The 19,452-nt window shown below is 68.1% G+C and carries 17 protein-coding genes; 9 read left to right on the top strand and 8 right to left on the bottom strand.

The window, feature by feature from the left end; genetic code table 11:
- Positions 1-91: 91 nt before the first annotated feature.
- Entirely contained in the window at positions 92-2,821 is a 2,730-nt protein-coding gene (locus tag AC5FRZ_RS04865) for a valine--tRNA ligase (protein WP_493564033.1), read from the top strand.
- Between the two features lie 190 nt (positions 2,822-3,011).
- Positions 3,012-4,034, top strand: a complete 1,023-nt coding sequence (locus AC5FRZ_RS04860; protein WP_493564032.1) for a hypothetical protein — start codon at positions 3,012-3,014, stop codon at positions 4,032-4,034.
- On the opposite strand, the gene AC5FRZ_RS04855 is transcribed toward AC5FRZ_RS04860, so the two are convergent.
- Entirely contained in the window at positions 4,035-4,829 is a 795-nt protein-coding gene (locus AC5FRZ_RS04855; RefSeq protein ID WP_493564031.1) for a helix-turn-helix transcriptional regulator, read from the bottom strand. It abuts the gene before it with no gap.
- Positions 4,830-5,050: 221 nt separating this feature from the next.
- Here AC5FRZ_RS04855 and AC5FRZ_RS04850 point away from each other — a divergent pair, with 221 nt between their 5' ends.
- Positions 5,051-6,025, top strand: coding sequence for a DMT family transporter (locus AC5FRZ_RS04850; RefSeq protein ID WP_493564030.1), 975 nt, complete (start codon positions 5,051-5,053; stop codon positions 6,023-6,025).
- 570 nt (positions 6,026-6,595) lie between these two features.
- Here the strand turns inward: AC5FRZ_RS04850 and AC5FRZ_RS04845 are convergent.
- From AC5FRZ_RS04845 to AC5FRZ_RS04835, 3 genes are all read right to left on the bottom strand, one after another.
- Positions 6,596-7,372, bottom strand: coding sequence for a DUF1405 domain-containing protein (locus AC5FRZ_RS04845; RefSeq protein WP_493564029.1), 777 nt, complete (start codon positions 7,370-7,372; stop codon positions 6,596-6,598).
- Positions 7,373-7,506: 134 nt separating this feature from the next.
- Complete coding sequence (locus tag AC5FRZ_RS04840) at positions 7,507-9,333, bottom strand: DUF8167 domain-containing protein (protein WP_493564028.1); 1,827 nt, start codon at positions 9,331-9,333, stop codon at positions 7,507-7,509.
- Complete coding sequence (locus AC5FRZ_RS04835) at positions 9,330-10,547, bottom strand: potassium channel family protein (RefSeq protein WP_208628852.1); 1,218 nt, start codon at positions 10,545-10,547, stop codon at positions 9,330-9,332. The genes AC5FRZ_RS04840 and AC5FRZ_RS04835 overlap by 4 nt, the downstream gene beginning before the upstream one ends.
- 89 nt (positions 10,548-10,636) lie before the next feature.
- Between AC5FRZ_RS04835 and AC5FRZ_RS04830 the strand changes: the two genes are divergently transcribed.
- A complete protein-coding gene (locus AC5FRZ_RS04830; RefSeq protein WP_170093622.1) occupies positions 10,637-11,824 on the top strand; it encodes an NAD-binding protein in 1,188 nt (395 codons plus the stop codon).
- Here the strand turns inward: AC5FRZ_RS04830 and AC5FRZ_RS04825 are convergent.
- The gene (locus AC5FRZ_RS04825; RefSeq protein WP_170093621.1) at positions 11,821-13,284 is read right to left on the bottom strand and encodes an HPP family protein; all 1,464 of its coding nucleotides are present in this window, start codon (positions 13,282-13,284) and stop codon (positions 11,821-11,823) included. The genes AC5FRZ_RS04830 and AC5FRZ_RS04825 overlap by 4 nt on opposite strands.
- A gap of 37 nt (positions 13,285-13,321) precedes the next feature.
- Positions 13,322-14,047, bottom strand: coding sequence for a nucleoside phosphorylase (locus AC5FRZ_RS04820; RefSeq protein ID WP_493564027.1), 726 nt, complete (start codon positions 14,045-14,047; stop codon positions 13,322-13,324).
- Between the two features lie 87 nt (positions 14,048-14,134).
- On the opposite strand from AC5FRZ_RS04820, the gene AC5FRZ_RS04815 reads away from it, so the two are divergent.
- Positions 14,135-14,311, top strand: coding sequence for a hypothetical protein (locus tag AC5FRZ_RS04815; protein ID WP_170093619.1), 177 nt, complete (start codon positions 14,135-14,137; stop codon positions 14,309-14,311).
- Between the two features lie 235 nt (positions 14,312-14,546).
- Here the strand turns inward: AC5FRZ_RS04815 and AC5FRZ_RS04810 are convergent, their stop codons facing one another.
- Positions 14,547-15,380 carry a DUF63 family protein gene (locus AC5FRZ_RS04810; protein ID WP_153552678.1) on the bottom strand — a complete coding sequence of 278 codons (834 nt, stop codon included), beginning with the start codon at positions 15,378-15,380 and terminating at the stop codon, positions 14,547-14,549.
- A gap of 110 nt (positions 15,381-15,490) precedes the next feature.
- Between AC5FRZ_RS04810 and deoC the strand changes: the two genes are divergently transcribed.
- The 4 genes from deoC to AC5FRZ_RS04790 all read left to right on the top strand — a co-directional run bounded on the left by deoC (position 15,491) and on the right by AC5FRZ_RS04790 (position 18,705).
- On the top strand, positions 15,491-16,141 hold the full coding sequence (gene deoC / locus AC5FRZ_RS04805; RefSeq protein WP_493564026.1) for a deoxyribose-phosphate aldolase: 651 nt from the start codon (positions 15,491-15,493) through the stop codon (positions 16,139-16,141).
- Entirely contained in the window at positions 16,138-16,947 is an 810-nt protein-coding gene (locus AC5FRZ_RS04800) for a glucose 1-dehydrogenase (RefSeq protein ID WP_170093617.1), read from the top strand. Before deoC ends, AC5FRZ_RS04800 begins: the two co-directional genes overlap by 4 nt.
- Positions 16,948-17,074: 127 nt before the next feature.
- Positions 17,075-17,248 (top strand): hypothetical protein, encoded by a 174-nt coding sequence (locus tag AC5FRZ_RS04795; protein ID WP_015762482.1) that lies wholly within the window; start codon positions 17,075-17,077, stop codon positions 17,246-17,248.
- Positions 17,249-17,442: 194 nt separating this feature from the next.
- On the top strand, positions 17,443-18,705 hold the full coding sequence (locus AC5FRZ_RS04790) for a tRNA (N(6)-L-threonylcarbamoyladenosine(37)-C(2))-methylthiotransferase (RefSeq protein WP_153552681.1): 1,263 nt from the start codon (positions 17,443-17,445) through the stop codon (positions 18,703-18,705).
- Here the strand turns inward: AC5FRZ_RS04790 and AC5FRZ_RS04785 are convergent.
- On the bottom strand, positions 18,702-19,373 hold the full coding sequence (locus AC5FRZ_RS04785; RefSeq protein ID WP_493564025.1) for a Yip1 family protein: 672 nt from the start codon (positions 19,371-19,373) through the stop codon (positions 18,702-18,704). The genes AC5FRZ_RS04790 and AC5FRZ_RS04785 overlap by 4 nt on opposite strands.
- Between the last annotated feature and the right edge of the window lie 79 nt (positions 19,374-19,452).

Here is a 19,452-nt window from a genome sequence, read left to right as displayed (position 1 = left end):
GCCCGTAGTAGGGGCGGCTACGCCCCACTAACTCACTCCGCTCGACGCTCGCACCGCTTTCCGACCACGCCGACAGCGACCGACAGAACCCATGAGTGACACACAGGACGCGACCGACGAACCGCCAGCAGAGCAACAGGGGATCGAGGGAGAGTACGATCCCGACGCCGTCGAGCCCCGGTGGCAGGACCACTGGGTCGAAGCGGAGACCTACGCGTACGACGAACCGGACGCCGGAGAGACCGTCGACCCGGACACCCGCTTCAGCATCGACACGCCGCCGCCGACGGTGTCGGGCAACCTCCACATGGGCCACCTCTACCAGTTCACGCTACAGGACTTCGTGGCCCGCTACCACCGGATGGCCGACGACACCGTCTACTTCCCCTTTGGCTACGACGACAACGGCATCGCCTCCGAGCGCCTGACCGAGCGCGAGAAGGGCATTCGCCACCAGGACTTCGAGCGGCGGGTGTTCCAGGAGAAGTGTCGGGAGGTCTGTGAGCGCTACGAGGCCGAGTTCACCGAGGACGTGCAGTCGCTGGCGATCTCGGTCGACTGGGACAACACCTACAAGACCATCGAGCCCCGCGTCCAGCGGGTCTCGCAGCTGTCCTTTATCGACCTCTACGAGAAGGGGCGGGAGTACCGCCAGCGCGCGCCGACGATCTGGTGTCCCGACTGCGAGACGGCGATCTCGCAGGTCGAACAGGAGGACGAACACCAGGAGACGCTGTTCAACGACATCGCGTTCCCGCTGGTCGAGGACGGCACTGGAGACGCCGACGACGACGAGACGCTGACGATCTCGACGACCCGCCCGGAGCTGTTGCCGGCCTGTGTGTCGATTTTCGTCCACCCCGACGACGACGCCAACCAGCACCTCGTCGGCGGCACCGCACGCGTCCCGCTGTTCGGTCACGAAGTGCCGATCATCGAGGACGACCGCGTCGATCTGGAGACCGGCAGCGGCGTCGTCATGTGCTGTACCTTCGGCGACCAGACCGACATCGAGTGGTACCAGGCACACGACCTCCCGCTGCGGATCGCCATCGACGAGTCCGGGACGATGACGGACGTGGCCGGCGACTACCAGGGCCAGAGCACCCGCGACGCACGCGACGCCATCCTCGCCGATCTCGACGCCGAGGAGTACCTGCTCGAACAGCGCGATCACGATCACACGGTGCAGGTCCACGAGCGCTGTGAGACGGAGGTGGAGTATCTCGTCACCGAGCAGTGGTACGTCGAGATGCTCGACAGGACCGACGAGTACCTCGAAGCGGGCCGCCAGATGGACTGGCACCCCGAGAAGATGTTCAGCCGCTACGAGCACTGGATCGAGGGACTGGAGTGGGACTGGTGTATCTCCCGACAGCGGGACTCGGGAATCCCGATTCCGGTGTGGTACTGCGAGAACTGCGGCGAACCAGTCTTCGCGAACAAGGCCGACCTCCCCGTCGACCCACTCTCGGACGACGCGCCCGTCGACGCCTGCCCCGAGTGTGGCCACGACGACCTGCGGCCGGAAGAAGACGTGTTCGACACGTGGGCGACCTCGTCGCTTACTCCCCTCGTCAACGCTGGATGGGACTGGGACGCCGACGCCGAAGCGTTCAGTATGGAAAATCCCGAGCTCTACTCGTTCGACCTGCGCCCGCAGGGCCACGACATCATCTCGTTCTGGCTGTTCCACACCGTCGTCAAGTGCTACGAACACACCGGCGAGGTGCCATTCGACAACGTGATGATCAACGGGATGGTGCTGGACGAGAACCGCGAGGCGATGTCCAAGTCAAAGGGTAACGTCATCCCCCCGAGCGACGTGCTCGAAGAGTTCCCGGTCGACGCGACACGCTACTGGGCCGCCGGCACCTCCATCGGCGACGACTTCCCGTACAAGGAAGGCGACCTCGAAGCCGGCGAGCGCCTGCTCCAGAAGCTCTGGAACGCCTCGCGGCTGGTCGAACAGCTCACGCCGGCCCCGGCGGCCGTCGAGCCCGTCGACGAGAGCGATCTCGCGCCCATCGACGAGTGGTTCCTCGCAGAACTGGACGCTACGGTCGAGTCGGTGACGGACCGCTTCGAGGCCTACGAGTTCTCGAAGGCGCGCAACGAACTCCGGTCGTTCTTCTGGAACAGCTTCTGTGACGACTACCTGGAGATCGCAAAGCAGCGCCTCTCCGGCGAGGGCAGCGCCTCGACGGAGTTCGCGCTGACCCGCGCCCACCGCACTTTCCTCAAGCTGTTCGCACCGTTCCTCCCCCACATCACCGAGGAGCTGTGGGACCGGATCTACCGTACCGACGAGTCGGCCGACGGGGCCGGCCTCGCCGGGGGCGACACCTCCATCCACACGACCGACTGGCCGACCCCCGGCGGCTACGACGCCGACCTCGAAGCCGGCGAGACGGCGATGGAGGTCATCTCGGCGCTGCGGACGTACAAGACGGACAACGGTCTGCCACTGAACGCGGACCTCGACCACGTCCAGGTGTACGGCCACGTCGAGGGGCTGGCAGACGCCGTCGCCGAGGCCATGCACGTCGCAGACCTCGAACTGCTCGCGGACGCCCCCGACATCACGACGGAGATCAGCGACATCGACCTCGACTACTCGATCGTCGGACCGGAGTACGGCAACCAGGTCGGCGACATCGAGGCCGGCATCGCACAGGGCGACTACGAGATCGAAGACGGTCGACTCCACGTCGCTGGCGTCACCCTCGACGCGGAGATGTTCGAGATCGAGGAAGCCCGCACTTACTCCGGCGACGGCGAGATGATCGAGACCGAGACCGCGGTCGTCATCGTCGGGTAGTCGGGAGCGACAGCCGTCTCGGCGGGCACCGTTCCCGGCGGTCGGCCAGACGTGTCGATCCAGCGCCCAGAAATATTATCCGTCAGCGGACCGGTAAACAGACAACGAACGACCGCTGCAGCTGGGTGCTGGGCGGTGTGTGGCCCGCTCGTCGCGGGTCGTGGGACACGCGAAAACGGGGTGGTAGTCAGTGTTACGAGTACTCAGAACGGTCGCCGTCGTGCTGGTCGTCGCGGGCGTAGTGGTCGGTCTGGCTCCGACGGTCGGTCTCACGACCGCCGGTGCCGACCGGAGCGTCTCGGTGGGAACGGCACCCGACGGCTCGGCGCTGCTGGCACTCGAACCGACCGGGACGACCGTCACGAACCCCAGCGAGACGACGGTCGCGACGCTGCGCAACAACGCCGGTGAAGCGCTGAACACGGCGTACAGCGTCTCGGTCGACGGCGACGGGGGCGCTCTGACCGTCGTCACCGCCGGAACGACGACGAATCTGGATCCCGGTGTCGGAACGGATATCGCGGTCAAGTGCAAGCCGAACGGCCAAAGCGGAACGGCCCAGTTACAGGTCCACGTCGCCGAGGCGGCCGGTGACAGCGTGACGATACAGAACGCGCTGCTGACCGTCGACGTGGCGTACGACTGTCCCGGTGGTGGCGGCGGACGACCGAGCGATCGGCCGGCGTTCGACGACGCGGACGGCGACGGTGAGTACGACGAGGGCGAGGAGACGTACACCGTCCAGGACCTGGAGAACTTCGAGAACAGGAGCGTTCGGCTCGCGATCAAAGACGCGGGCACCATCGACGCACGGGGACAGCGGGTGTCGATCGAGGCGAGAGAGATTCTGATCCAGAACGCGACGCTCAGATCGAACAAGCGGGTGTCCCTGGATGCGACCGGGGCCGTGACTATCGGCGGGGAGATCGAGAGCAACAAGGGGATACAGATCGACGCCGGTGGGCAGATGGCCGCCGATTACGCACAGCTACGCTCGAAGCGTGACGTGACCCTCTCCGCCAGCGGATCGCTGCTCCTTCGATTTGCGACGATCGACGCGAAGGGTGCGGCGACGGCGACGCTCCAGACTCAGAACGGTAACCTACTGGTGGAGGGGCTCAGCGTCCGGGACGACGACGACACGCTCGTCTACACGCCCGCCGACGTGTCTGTCTCCGGCACGCCGAGTCGGGGTAGCGTCGAAGCCGGCTAATCACTCGGCGAACTCCGTTCGATCGAGGGGGTCGGCCGCCGTCCAGTACCGCTCGAAGGTCTCGTCGGCCCACGACAGCACCGCGGGGTCGTCGGCGTCGATCGATGCCTGCAGGACGCCGTTGTCGTCGCGTACGAGCAGGTGGACCGTCTCGTCTGCGACGGTCACGGCCAGTGGCAGCTCGTCGCGTGCGAGCCTGATCTCGACGCCGTCGGTCGCGACGAGTGCGAGCAGTCGCTCGCGCAGCGTCGAATCCTCCGCGAGGGCTTCGATCGCGCTCCGGGAGAACACGCCGCGAAACGTCTGTTGGTCGGCGGCGGTGCGTTCCTGGACGACGGTGAGGCTCTGCTCGTTGAACGCGTGTGAGAAGACACGCACGTCCGCAGCGGTTTCGATCATGTCGAGGACCCGCTGGACGGGCGCGTTGGGGCGGGTCCCGCTGGGAGTCGTGATCGTGGCGTCGGCCAGCCGTCGGAGGTCGAACGTCATCGCGGCGGTCGGGAGGTGTTCGACGATCGGTCGCAGGGCTCGCTCCGTGTCCAGCGTCGACAGCAGGTCGGTAAAGCCCGCCGCGACGAGTTCGCCCGTCGCGGTGGCGACGTAGCCGCCGCTCTCGCGCCGGACCCAGGACCGGTCCTCGAAGTCGCCAAGGATGCGACCCAGGGTCGCCTGTGATGCGCCGGTCTCGTCGGCCAGTTCCCGGCGGGTGTGGCGCTCGCTCGCGAGCAGGGCGAGCACCGAGACTCGGTTCTCAGAGAGTGCGAGAAACTCGATCTCCGACAGCGCAGCCTCCATACGTCTCGTTCGCACTCGCCGGTGTAAACCGCTTTCGCAGCGTGAAATATTTTCACGGGGCGGGGGTCGCCGGTCGGGAGTCGGGCCTTGCACAGCGGCTTCGATTTTCGAACGTAGTTCATGCGCTTGCAGGCCCTCCGTTCGAGTATGACTCGTCTCGACGCACAGCGATATCGTATCGGCACCGCCGCAGGCTGGGGCCCCGACGGGGTGAGCGGCGAGTGAACGGTAGCCGCCGAACGCTCGTGTTGTTCGCGGTCGCGAGCGTCCTCTTCGGGGGGACGTTCGTCGCCGCGAAGGCGGGACTTGACTACTTCCCGCCCCTGCTGTTCGTCGCCCTGCGCTTCGACGTGGCGTCGGTCGTCCTGATCGGCTACGCCGTCGCGACGACGCCCCGCGAGGGACTCCTGCCGCGCACTCGCGGCGACGTGCTGGGCATCGTCGCCACCGGGATCTTCGCGATCGGGCTGACAAACGCGCTCCTGTTCGTCGGCCAGCAGTACGCCACCAGCGCCGTCGGTTCGATCGTCTTCAGCCTGAACCCGATCCTGACGCCGGTGTTCGCGGCAGTCCTGTTGGCCGACGACCGGCTCTCGGCTCGGGGTAGCGCCGGGATGATCCTCGGCCTGCTCGGTGTCGGACTGGTCGTCAGCCCCGACCCGGCGAACCTCCTCGCCGGTGGGTTCGGCAAGGCGATCCTCTTCGCCGGTGCGGTCAGCGGCGCGCTTGGCAGCGTGCTCATCCGCTGGGCCGACGGAAGCTTGTCCAGCAGCGTCCGCACTGCCTGGGGACTTCCCCTCGGTGCGGGCCTCACGCACGCCCTGAGCCGTGCTGCCGGCGAATCAGTCGGCGTGATCACCTGGAGCGGCGAGGCACTGCTGGCGCTTGGCTACGTCGGGGTCTTCGCCGGTGCGATCGCCTACATCGCCTACTTCGAACTCCTGGACACGGCCGGGCCGATCCGTGCGAACCTCGTGTTCTACGTCGTCCCCGTCGTCGCGACGCTGGGCGGGTGGGCACTGCTCGACGAGACGATCGCACCGACCGCCGTCGCCGGCTTCCTGACGATCTTCGCCGGCTTCGCCGTGCTCGGGAGCGAGTCCGTCGACTCGACGGCGATCCGCCGCCGCGTTCCCGGCCTCCGGGCGAGCGATACCCCGGTCCGAACCGAGCCCAACGGCTTCGAGTCCGACTGATACGGACGGTTGTGGATCGCTACGAGATCGACCGCACGGCAGTGTGTGGTCGACTGGGTGAACGTCTACAACCGTCCGTATGACGGCAGTGGCGCTCGGTCCGTAGACGTTCCAGACTCCTGTGACGTGTCGACAATCATCACGCGCCGCGCGAGTTCGGCGGCGTCGTCCGTCGCCGCCCGTGCCATGTGGTACCACGATTCTAGCAGACAGCTCAGTTACCTCTTTCGGTACCCGGGAGTGAGTGGACCGGCTATCCGTGTCTCTCAGACGCGCTAATTGTAACTGACGTTCACGACAATTGTATCAATTTCGCGAAACATTCATGCGTGTACGGCCCCTCCATTCGGCTACGATGAACTGGCAACACCGACGCGACCAGCACCGTGCAGCACAGAAAGAGACCGAAACCCGCAGCGGCACCCGATGGGCCTTCGTCGCGGCCGCCGTCGGCGCGGCCTGATACGACCGGCTGTCCATCTGTGACCGATTTCGCCACCCGGGGTGGCGAAGCTCGTCACGAAGTGACAGCCGGCAGTATGAGGACGGCGGCGTTCGCTTCTCGCAGTCTCACTCCGCGACGGGCTCGCGGCGTTTGAGCTTCTCGACCCGCGTCGCCAGTGCGAGGAAGACGGCGACGAACGTCAGCACCACCGCCCAGCCGGCGGCCAGATCGTGGGCCGGGAGCGTGTGGTCGAACCCACCGACGGCGGACTCCGCTCGCAGCCAGGTGTGGTGTGGCCCGTCCAGGACCGGGACGAAGTAGTCTACCACGTCGTTGAACCCGTACCAGCCCAGCGCGACGGCGACGGCCGGCACCGAGAACGACGCGTAGCGGTGGATCAGGAAGGCTTCGACGGCCATGGCCAGGTGGCTCGCGACGAGGAACCAGTAGAGCCACAGCGGGATCCCTGCGGGACCGTTGATCACGAGCTGGACGTAGGGCGTCCACAGCCCGAGCTTCAGGCAGCCGAAGAACGCCAGCATGTGGAGCCAGTCGGCGTCGTAGTCCAGTCGCCAGGCCACGAGCGAGAGCCCGATGAACATCGTCGCGACGGGCGAGTCGGGGATCAGCGGGTAGGCCAGCGCCGGTGCAGCGCCGAGCTGTCCCTCGACGAGGGGCGGCGCGAGGTTCAGCGGCCGACCCGCGTAGTACCAGAACCCAAAGAGCGTGCCGACGAGGTTGACCAGCGCGATCGGCCAGGCCAGTCGCAACCCGACGTCTTCGAGCCAGTCGGGCAGCGGTGCGACGTACCGGGGCAGTCCCGCGGTGTCTGGCAACGTCACGCCGAAGTAGCGCCCGACCAGTCGTTCGAGTCGCCGCCCGACGCCGTCGTGCCCAGCCATGTCAGTGCTCTACGGCGGCCGAGAAATAACGGTAGCGGTTGGGTCAGCCGCCGTCGGTCACGCGGACGGTCGTCGCGATCGAGCGGCGGTCGTCTCCCCCGTGAGGACCGACCGGGAAGCAGCGACGTTCCGTCTCAGCTGGTCCGGTCGCGGTCGTCCGTCTCGTCGGAGTCCTCGTCGGAGTCCTCGTCGAGGAGATCGTCCAGGTCGTCCGTCCCTGGTCCGTCCGCCGTTTCGTCGTCGAACTCGACCGTCTCACCGGAGTTCTCGTCGAGGAGGTCGTCCAGATCGTCCGTCCCCGTGCCGACATCGGTGTCGAGCAGGTCGGCGAAGTCGCCCTCCGCCTCGTCCGACGGAGCGCTCTGTGCTGTCGCGTCGTCGGTTCCGTCCCCGTCGTCCTCCCGATCCGCTCGCGCGTCACCCTCGTCTGTCAGTTCCGATCCGGGGAGGTCGTCGGTGTCGGGAAACGCAGCGGTGTCGGGGATCGCCTCGGTCTCGTCGTCGCCGCCGTCCGACGGAGCCCCCGTCCCGTCCTCGGGATCGATGCCCGGGAGTTCGTCGCTGTCGGGGAACGCGTCGCCAGAGAGGTCGTCGTCTGCGTCGTCGCCCGGCGCGCCGTCCTCGCTGTCGTCGCCCACCACCTCGTCTCCGGCGTCCGGTTGCCCGTCGGATGGGTCTGCTCGTCGCTCGCCGTCAGACTGCTCGGGCTGGTGGTCCGCTGGTGAGCGGTCGCTCGTCGCGGATTCAGAGTCGGCTGCGTCCTCGGCAGCCGTCGCCGGCTCGTCGTCCGTCCCGTCGGCCGGCTCCGCGACCGCGCCCTCGGGGGCCGCGGTGGCAGCCTCCAGCTTCCGGAGCGCGTCCGGCGTCGCGATGGCGTAGAGTACGTCGCCAGCCCTGAGAACGCGGTCTCGTGCCGGGAGCGGGACCGGCTGCTCGTCGTCGCGGGTGACGGCAGCGACGGTGACCGACAGCGAACCCACGGGCGCGCCGTCGATCGAGGACCCCGGCGCGACGGTGACCGTGGCGAGGGTCTCGTCGGCGGCCCGGAGAAGCGACGCGAACTCCCGGTCTGGCCGGTCCTGGACCGGCAGCGTCACGAGCTTGTACCGGCTCGTGGGGTCGAGCTTGGGCGTGTCCGCGGCGTCGATGGCGACCGTGACGATCTCGTCGGCGACACCTCGGAGCTCGCCCGTGAGCACGCGCCGCGGGGGATCGCTCTCCCAGACCTGGACGAGATCGCCCGCGCTGGCGGCGTTTGCCGGGTCGGCCCGGATCGCGACGGCGTTGGTGGCCGGCGGGAGCGTCGGGCCGATCCCGGCGGCCCGCGAGCCCAGCGCGAGGTACTCGATAGCGCCGGTCTCGTCGAACTCCACGTCGACGTGGCCGACGCCGTAGTCGGTCTTCAGCCGCGAGACGAACCGCTCGCGCAGCTCCGCCTGCGTGAGCCGCCGCGGGAAGAGGAACGTCCGACCGGCCAGCGTCTCGCGGGTCGCGGCCGCGACCGGATCGTAGCCGACCACGTCGTCGATCTCCTCGGGGATCTCGACGGCGATGACGCGACCGACGGCCTTGACGAGCTGGCTGACCTCGCCGTCGATCCCGTTGCCCCCCGTCGCCGCGAACAGATCGATCCCCAGTACGTCACCGACTCGCATGCCGGCGTACGCGCCGAGGCCGCCGACGAGGAACGTGACGACGTTGAGCAGTGCCGCGAGGGCGTCCGGCTCGGCACCGCCCGGCACGAGCTGCTGGGCCAGCAGCGAAGTCGCACCGGCGACGGCGGCGACGCCGGAGAGCCCGACCAGCAACGCCAGTCCGGCCGGCACCCGCTCGCGGACGTACCACCGGTAGAACAGCGCGACCGCCGCCGCGAGGAAGCCGGCGAGCACCGCCGTCCCGGCGATCCGTGCGGCCGTGTCGACGAGGGCTCCCGTCACGCCGCTTGCGAGCTGGAGAGTCACGCGACCGCCTCCTCGAAGGCGTCGAGGTCGGACCGCGTCCCGACGACGAACAGCTGTTCACCGGCCACGAGCTCCGTCGTGTCCTCTGGCGCGATCCGCCAGCCGCCGGGTTTCCTCACGGCGAAGACGGCCACGTCGTAGCGCTCTCGGAGGGCCGCCTCGCCGATCGTCACGCCGTCGAGTGGCTGGCCGCTGTGTGGTGTCACTCGCCGGAATCGCATGTCCGAACGCCGCAGGAGCGAGACGAGTTCGTACTCCCGACGGGTGCCCCGAGACTCGACGACGACCTTCGCCCGGTCGGCACGCAAGAGCGGCTGGGCGTCGGTGCGGCGGACGGCGGCCGTGAGCCGGCCCTCGCCGCCGTCGGTGGTCGGTGCTTGCACCGGGGCCGGCAGCTCCTCGCCGTCTTCGACCGCCGGTTGCTCCGGGACGGCGACGGATTCGGAACTCCCGGAGCGAGCGCTGACGACGGTCCCGCGGACCTGTGCGTCGGTCGTCAGCAGCGTCACCTCGTCGCCGCGTGCGAGCCCGGTCGGGAGCAGGGCGTCGACCGACACCGCGTGGCGGCCGTCCTCGATCCGCTTCGAGAGCCCGGAGAAGGGCGGCGCTGCGACGACGGTCGCCCGACCGCGCTCGTCGACGGTGACCGACACGTCGCCGAGGTCGAACTCCGTCTTGAGCCGCTCGGCCAGCCGCTGTTCGAGTTCGTCGAGCCGGAGGTCGGCGGGAAACGTCCACTCGCCGCCACGGATCTCGGCGCGGAGCGGTTCGGGCAGGGGCGGGTACCCCTCCATGTCCGCCACCTCGCCGACGACGTGGATCCGGACCTCGCCCGCGCCGCCGACGAAGTCGACCACGTCTTTCGAGAGCGTGCGATTCCGGAGCGACGTGAGCGTGAGCCGTTTCGGGAACGCCGCACCCATCGAGTCGCCCTTGCTGTGGGCGTACATCGACGCCATGCTGACGACGAGGATCGCGACGACGATCCGTTCGGCGTTCGGGCTAGCGGTGATCGACTGATCGGCCAGTGCGAGCAGCCCACCGTTGACCCCCGCCAGCGCGATCGCGAGGACGGCGACACCGAAGGCGGGGACGGTCACGCCAGCGAAGTAGCGAAACGAGAACGCCATCGCCCACGAGACCAGCGCCGGGATGATCCCGACGAGCAGCCCCAGATAGATGCCAAGCAGCACTTCGACGGGAAAGGAAGCCATGTCACAGCCCTGTCGCTCCTGTTCTATAGTCGTATCGGCGCGGGCGGAGAGAAGACAAGCTTTACTCGCGCCGACGCGAGCAACGTGGTATGGACGACGTTCGCGACGTGCTCGGCGTGCGCGCAGTCCTGCTGTTGCCGACGCTCGTCGCCGCGCTCTCGTTCGTGACGGGGGTGGCGAACATCAGCGCACGGCGTCCCTCGGGACCCCTCGCCGAGCATCTCCCGACGGTCGTGAGCCAGACGGTCGGATTCACCGGCGCACTCACGGGCTTTCTGCTCCTCTTTGCCGTCACCGGGCTGCGGCGACGGTATCGTGCAGGCTGGTACGCGACGGTCCTGTTGTTGCCGCTGTCGGCCGTCCAGGGGTTGCTACAGGGGGTCGTCGACCTGCCGTACCTGGGGACCGATTTGCCGGTCTCGCTCCCGCTGGTCGTCCTCTCGATCCTCGCGCTGCCGGCAGTGCTGATCAACCGACGGCTGTTCGACCGGGCGCTCGACGTCTCGACGACCCAGCAGGCCGCGATCGCGGCACTAATCGGTGGGCAAGTGTACATCACCACCGGTACGTACGCGCTACGCGAGCAGTTCGACGGCGTCTCGACGCTGACCGACGCACTGTACTTCGCCATCGTTACCTCGAGTACCGTCGGCTACGGCGACATCTCTCCCGACCCCCAGTCTCAGGCCGCGAAGCTGTTCACCATGTCGGTGGTCGTACTCGGCACGTCCAGTTTCGCGCTGGCGCTGGGGTCGGTGTTGGGGCCAGCGATCCAGAGCCGCATCACGAAGGCACTCGGAACCATGACCGAATCACAACTCGACTTGCTCGAAGACCACGTACTGGTCCTTGGCTACGGCGACCTGAGCGAACCGATTCTCGACGAACTGTCCGGTGCGGTCGAGTTCGTGGTCGTGACGAGCGACCCGGACGACGCCGCGACGCTCCAACACCGGGACATCCCGGTGTTGACGGCCGATCCCAGCGACGAGGAGCCGCTGCATCGGGCCGGTATCGAACGCGCCCAGGCGGTGATGGCGGCGACCAACGACGACGCACAGGACGCGCTGGCGATCCTGACGGCCAGACAGCTCAACCCCAGTGTCCGGATCGTCGCCGCCGCGACCGACCGCGAGAACGTCGCGAAGCTCAAGCGAGCGGGCGCGGACGTGGTGATCAGTCCCGCAGCCATCGGCGGTCACCTGCTGGTCGAGTCGGCGCTCGGTGACGAAGACTCCGAGTCACTCGCGGACCGGATTCTCGACGACGAACTCTAGCCGCGGTCCACGATGGCCACGTCGGTGTCCATCTCGGCGATGCTCTCGAAGGTCGGCGGCGCGACGAACCGAGAAGCGGCGCTTCGGTCGCGGCTGGCACCGATGAGGACGAGATCGTAGGCGGGTGCCGTCCGGCGCAGGAAGGGGACGATGTCCTGTCTGGCGACGCGCGTTTCGATGGGTGCCGTGAAGCCGTTCGCGAGGTTCGACAGCATCGACTCGGCGCGTCGCCGGTTGTCCGACGGACCGATACAGGTACAGACGGCGACCTCGCCCGTGGCCCCGGTGAGCCGGAGCGCGAAGTCGATCATGCTGTGGGCCACGTCGCTGGCCCGCCGGACGGGGACCAGTGCCCGCCCCCACTGGGTCGCGCCGTCGGCCGAGCGGTGGACTAGCACGTCCACGTCGCTCCGGAACAGTTCGTGGACGAACGGGGCGAGCCGACCGCGGTGCTTGGCGTAGGGAGCGGCGACGAGATCGCAGTTCGTCTCGGTCGCCGTCGCGAGGATCGTCCGGCCCAGCGACCCGCTCTCGACGGCGACGACGACCTCACAGGGAACACCGGCGGCCGTCTCGATGCGGTGGGCCCGCGTCTCCAGTCGGCCGACCGTGTCGGCGACGGCCGACCGGTCGACGGCGTCCCACAACGCCTCTTCGGAGTCCGACCCAGCGGCGGCCGAGTCGCCGGCCTCGTGTTCGTCCAGCAGGTCTCGTTCGGCGCGTGCCAGCTGTTCGTCGTCGACCACGTCGAGCAACACCACCTTGCCCGCGTCGTGCGCGCTGGCGATCTCGCCGCCCAGCATCGCCGTCGCGTCCGCCTGCTCGCCGTACATCGGGACGAGGACATGATCGTCGCCCTTGACCGACTGGTACAGCACCGTCGCGCGCTGTTCGTAGAACTCCCGTCGCCAGACGACGAAGACGCTCGCGACGAGCAGGCTCGCGACGAAGACGCTCCCGAGAAAGGCCGGTTGCTGGCCCGAGGGGACGAGCAACCCAAGCAGCGCCGTCGAGTACGCCGCCGGCTCTTCGAGGCCGATCGACCACGTGGCCGCACCGACGAGCAACACGGCCAGGGCAGCGGAGACGGCCGTCACTTCCAATGTCGCCGCCGCACCGACCACCCGGTTCGAGACGGCCAGGCCGGCCCAGCCACAGCCTGCGCCGATCGTCAGCCCGCCGACGAACTGCGCGGGGTTCGCGTACTCGCCGTCCGGGTTGGCAAAGAGCGTGTACGCACCGGAGGCCAGCGGCGGGAACAGCAGGAAAGAGAGCGCCTCGAGCGTGTTCGAGAGGTAGGTGACCAGCCCGATCGACAGCGGGACGAAGACCAGCACGGAGAGGTGGACAATCGTCGACGTCCGCTCCAGCCAGGCGCGAAACTCGTGGCGCTCGCGGCGCTGGAGCCCGCGGACTCGCTCGACGGTCGTCCGAATCGCCCGCCCGAGGCGGTCGCGCATATCGGTCACTGCCGCGCCGCCGACATGAGCGTGTCGGCTACAGCGACGCGGCCGTCTCCAGTGCCAGCGTGATCGCTCGCTCGACGTTGTTCTTCGCCTTCTCGGGCAGTTCCTCGTCGTCGGTCTCGCCTTTCTGGGCCCCCTCGACGAGGTTGCCGTCGACCGTACAGATCGCGCCAGCGGCCATCCCCTTGCGCCGGGCCAGCGAGAACAGCGCGGCGGCCTCCATCTCGACGGCCAGCAGGCCCGCCGCTTCCCACGCCGCGACGTACTCGTCGGTCTCGGCGTAGAAGGCGTCGTCCGTCGCGATCGGACCGACGTGGACGGACTCGTCGTTGGCCTCCGCGGCCTCGACCAGCGCCGACAGCACCGCGTAGTCGGGCACGGCCGGTACCGTCTCGGCCTCGTATCGCTCGGTCGTCCCCTCGTCTTTGGCTGCTCCCGTGGCGACGACCATGTCGCCGATCTCGATGCCGGACTGGAGCGCGCCCGTCGTGCCGACCCGGATGACCGTCTCGACTCCGACGGCGTGGAGTTCCTCGATCGCGATCGCCGCCGACGGCGAGCCGATGCCGGTCGAACAGATCGTCAGTTCCCGACCGTCGTAGGTCGCGTTGACGACCTTGTACTCGCGGTTCCGGGCGACCGTCGTCGCCTCGTCACACTGGGCGGCGATCCGGTCGACGCGGCCCGGATCGCCGGGAACGAGCGCGATGTCGCTCAGATCGCCGTCCTCGACGAGCAGGTGGGGTTGCTTTGCCATGTCTGTCGGGAGGGACGACAGCGACTAAAATAGCCGTGCTTCGGCTCGACCCAAACAGATAATGTCTGTGAGTATGAAGGTACGGCTATGCCACAGCTCGAAGTCCACCTCAGCGTCGACGCGGAGAGCGAACCGACAGTCTACCACGTCGACGGCGATCTGAAGCGCCCCGGCGAGGCGATTCAGGCCGCCAAAGAGCTGGCGACAGAGGACGGACACGAAGGGGTCGAACTCGAAGAGGTGAAGCTGGCCGAGACTGCCTGACACGGACAGTTGTCGCGAGGTGCCGATGAGCGTCTACCCGTCCCACCGCTCACCGGTACGCAACGACACCCGTCCGTACGAGACCGTCGGCTGTAACTTCGTGAAGCGCGCCACCCCGTGGCGAGATGCTCACAGATGGACGCCCGATAGTCTGGGCTGGCGTCTCCTCGCAGAGCGACCCCTCGCTTCCGAGCGGCAGGGGACTGAGCGATCCTCGCGCGGGCCGACGACGCCGTCAGAACGCCGGTGCCAGGAACAGGAACAGATTGTTGGTGGCCGGCCCCATTCCGACCGCGGCGATGAGCGAGAACACGAGCGCGCCCTCGGCGGGCTCGTCAGCCAGATAGCGATTGAACGAGACGACGATCGCCGCCGCGATCACCAGCTTCACCAGCAGGAACAGCCACCCGACCCCGAGCAGGTCGGCCGTCGGGAGCTGGCCGGCGAACTCCATGATCAGACGCGGCAGCGGCGACTGTTCGCTGGCTCCGACTACGTCGGCACCGACCGCCGTCGAGACGCCGTCGAGCGCGTGGGCGAAGACGACGACCGGACCCGCGTACCGCGTCCGGACGAACACGGGCGTGCGCCACAGGCTGATCGCCAGTACCACCAGCGCCGTCACTACCAGCGCGACGATCAGCGACACCGCCGGCCACACCGGCGAGAACGTCGGCTGTGCGATCGACTGCCAGATGCGGACGACGACCAGCACGACGAAGATCGCCGTCCCGACCAGTCCGAGATTGCGGACGACGGTGTCTTCGTTGCCCCGGACGATGCCGACGGCCTGGAGAGCGAGCCAGACGCCGCCTGTCAGGAGGAAGGTCGTCAGGTACACTGCTGGCGTCCCGAACAGCGGTTCGTACAGGGGCGGGTACAGCCCCAACTGCTCGAAGGCGTGGAAGGCACCACCGATGGCCATCCACGGCAGCAGGGACACCACTGCCCGCTGGTCGATCTCGGGTTCCGCGGCCGAGAGCAGTGCCGTCACCAGCCCGGCCCCACCGAGCAGGACGACGAGATACGGGAGCGGCGGCAGCGCGAAGCTCGTCGGTAGGATCTGCATATCCCGCCAACCGTCGCCGAGGGGCGAAAGTGTTCCGACCTCCGGTGATCGGTCGCTCGGGACCGCGCCGTCGCCGAGAGGCTTACGTATCGACCCGCCAATGGGTGACCATGGACTCCGTCCCCGAACGCATCGAACACACGGTGCTGGGACCGACGACGCGGTGGGCCGACGTACAGGCAGTGCTCGACGACGCGACCGAACACGGACTGCGAGCCTGCATCCCACCGTGTTACGTCGCACGGGCCGACGAGTACGCGGACGTGGCGCTCAGCACGGTCGTGAACTTTCCTCACGGCCAGGGCGCGACCAACGCCGTCGCGGCGGCGGCCAAACAGGCGTGGGACGACGGTGCCGACGAGATCGATATGGTCTGTAATATCGGCCAGCTGAAGGCCGGTGCCGACGCGGCCGTCGCCGAGACGATCGCGGAAGTGGTCGCGACCGTGCCGGTCCCGGTGAAGGTGATCGTCGAGGCCCCGCTGTTGACCGACGCCGAGAAGCACCGCGCCGGTGAGATCGTCGCGGAGGCCGATGCCGAGTTCTGCAAGACGGCGACGGGCTTCTCCGACGGTGGCGCGACGGTCGCCGACGTGGAGCTGTTGAGTCAGTACCGGCCGGTCAAGGCCAGTGGCGGCGTCGGCTCGTGGGAGCGAGCGAAGGCCATGTTCGACGCCGGAGCCGAGCGCATCGGTGCGTCGAGTGGCGTGACGATCGCCGAAGAGTGGCGGGCCGCCGAGGGCGGTGCGAGCGACCAGTGACCGTCCTCGATCGCTTCCGCCTCGACGGACAGACGGCGATCGTCACCGGCGGCAACCGCGGGATCGGCCGAGCCATCGCGCAGGCGCTGGCAGAAGCCGGAGCCGACGTAGCGATCGGCAACCGCGACGCCGAGAGCGGCCGGCGGGCGGCCGAGGAGATCGAGGCCGCGACCGACGCGACCGTGCGAGCCTACGAGGCCGACGTGACCGACGAAGCGCAGGTCGAGGCGCTGGTCGAGGCGACGGTCGAGGCGTTCGGCGGGCTGGACGTGCTCGTGAACAACGCCGGCATCACCGTCCACGCGCCCGCCGAGGAGATGACCGTCGAGCAGTTCCAGCGCGTCGTCGACGTGAACCTCACCGGGACCTTCCGCTGTGCGAAACACGCCGGCCGCGCGATGCTCGACGCCGCCGATCAGAGCGACGAGAGCGCCCGCGGCGGCGTCGGCTCGATCGTCAACCTCTCGTCGATGTCGGCCCGCGTCGCCAACTACCCCCAGCACCAGGTCGCGTACAACGCGACGAAGGGTGCTATCGATTCGTTCACGCGACAGCTGGCCTCGGAGTGGGCCGACGACGGCATCCGCGTCAACGCCGTCGCGCCGGGCTACGTCCGCACCGACCCCGTCGACGAGGCGCTGCGCGAGGACCCCGATCTGGAAGCGCTGTGGAAAGAGGAGATGCTCCTCGACGAGATGGCCCGCCCCGAAGACATCGCACCGCTGGTGGTCTATCTCGCCAGCGAGGCCTCGTGGTACGTGACCGGCTCGTCGGTGCTGATCGACGGCGGGTACACGGTGCGGTGAGCAAGGTTCACCGCCTGGTCGGGCGGAAACTGGCCGACGGCGGCCACTTCCATACGTGCGTTTGAGAGTCTCTAGCTGCCGTTTTCACGACCGAGAGTGTTTTCCCTCGTGACCGGCTAGGCCGCCCGTGACCGACGCCGAACAGACACCCGCTCGCGACGACGAACTGACGAGTCACGGATACCACATCACGCTCGACGACGGCCGCGACTCGTTTTTCGCCCTCTCGATCGAAGACGAACAGAGCGACGACGCCTGGCTGATGTCAGACACCGTGCGTGCGTTAGACGAGATGCGCTAGCAAATCGAGATGATTCTCCGCCGACTGCTGTCGCTACCACGCCGACAGCCACTGTACCGAACACTCACGTAGTGCGGTCCTCGAAAGCCCTCGGCTCGCTCCGGGGAAATCTTGTCCGCCTCGACACCGACTGTTGCGAGAACGATTCCGTCGTGCTTTTGGCCACGAGGGACAAGACAGAGACAACGCAGCGCATGGCCCAGTATCACATCGAGACGTACGGGTGTACGTCGAACCGCGGCGAGACCCAGGAGATCGAGCAGGCCCTCCGAGAGGGTGGCCACTACCCCGCCGAGGGACCCGAGGAGGCCGACGTGGCGATCCTCAACACCTGTACCGTCCTCGAAAAGACCGAGCGGAACATGCTTCGACGGGCCGAGGAACTCGACGCCGAGACCCCCGGCGACCTGGTCGTCACCGGCTGTATGGCGCTGGCACAGGGCGAGGAGTTCCGCGCGGCCGACGTGGACGCCGAGGTCCTCCACTGGGACGACGTGCCCCAGCACGTCCTCAACGGCGAGTGCCCGACGGTCACGCCCGACACGGAGACCGTCCTCGACGGCGTCGTCGGCATCCTGCCGATCGCGCGTGGCTGTATGTCAGACTGTTCGTACTGTATCACCAAGCAGGCGACCGGCCGAATCGAGTCCCCGTCGGTCGAGGAAAACGTCGAGAAGGCCCGAGCGCTGGTGCATGCCGGTGCGAAGGAGATCCGCATCACGGGCCAGGACACCGGCGTCTACGGCTGGGACACGAACCAGGGCGAGAGCCTGCTGCCCGAGCTTTTGGAGCGGATCTGCACCGAGATCGACGGCGACTTCCGGGTCCGCGTGGGGATGGCCAACCCGAAGGGGGTCCACGGCGTCCGCGAGGAGCTGGCCCGCGTCTTCGCCGAGCACGACGAGCTGTACAACTTCTTGCACGCGCCCGTCCAGAGCGGGAGCGACGACGTGCTCGCGGACATGCGCCGCCAGCACGCCGTGGGCGAGTACGTCGAGGTCGTCGACACCTTCGACGAGCACCTGGACTACTGGACGCTGTCGACGGACTTCATCGTCGGCTTCCCCAGCGAGACCGAGTCGGACTTCCAGCAGTCGATGGCGCTGCTGCGCGAGACCCGCCCGGAGAAGATCAACGTCACGCGCTTCTCGAAGCGTCCCGGCACCGACGCCGCCGAGATGAAGGGCCTCGGCGGCCAGACGAAGAAGGATCGATCGAAGGCCATGTCCGAGCTGAAGATGGACGTGACCGGCGACGCCTACGAGGAGATGGTCGGCGAGGAGCGACGCGTCCTCCTGACCGAAGACGGGACCGACGAGTCGCTGGTGGGCTACGACGAGGCGTACCGACAGGTCGTCGTCGTCGACGCCCGAGACCGCGGCCTCAAGGTCGGCGACTTCGTCGACTGTGAAATCACCAGCCACAACACCGTCTACGCCTTCGGCGAGCCGATCTAGACCGGGTGCTGGATCGCCACCAGCATCACGACCGTCGCGACCGCGGCGACCGCCGTCGCACGACGCCGCGAGAGGTCGTAGGTCGCGTCGAGCGCGCCGATCCAGATGTAGCCGATCCACAGCGTCACCGCCACAGAGGAGATCGAGCTCACGTCGATCAGTCCGCGGCCGTTGAACGTCACCATCGTCCCGTCGACGCCGCTGGTGCCGTGGAGGACGCCGTTCAGCGTCGCACCGGGGGTCGCCGCCAGCTGCCAGGCCGCGACGAGCGCGACGAGCGGGTAGACGACGGCGTAGGGGGCGTGAGACCAGCCGACGAAGGCCAACAACTGCCTGAACCGTCCCTGGCCACCCGCGAGACGCGCGGCCCCGTGCAGCAGTGCCGTCGTCACGACCCAGCCGACGAGGACGAGGAGGATCCCGCCCACGGTGCCGATGGCGAACCACAGCGGCAGCCGTGCGGTCTGGGCACCGATGACGAACTCGACGGTCGCGATGTCGGACGAGAGCCCCCGTTGCAGGGCGACGTAGACAGGGAACGCGGTCGCGATGCTGCCCGCGCCGACCAGGAACACGAGGACGAGCGGCTGGACCAGCGAGAGCCGCTCGTCGGCCGCCTCGAACGCCGCTCTCGGCCGGACGAGCAGCGTGGCGAGGGAAACGTCCATCGCCAACAGTTCCGACACGGCACCAGAAATAGTTACCGAGAGGGACCCGGAGCCGTCCCGAGTCGCCGCGCCGGAATCG

This window comes from Halomicrobium sp. HArcht1-1, assembly GCF_058933285.1.
Note: the sequence above shows the minus strand (reverse complement) of the source record. Positions and strands in the feature narration are given on the sequence as shown.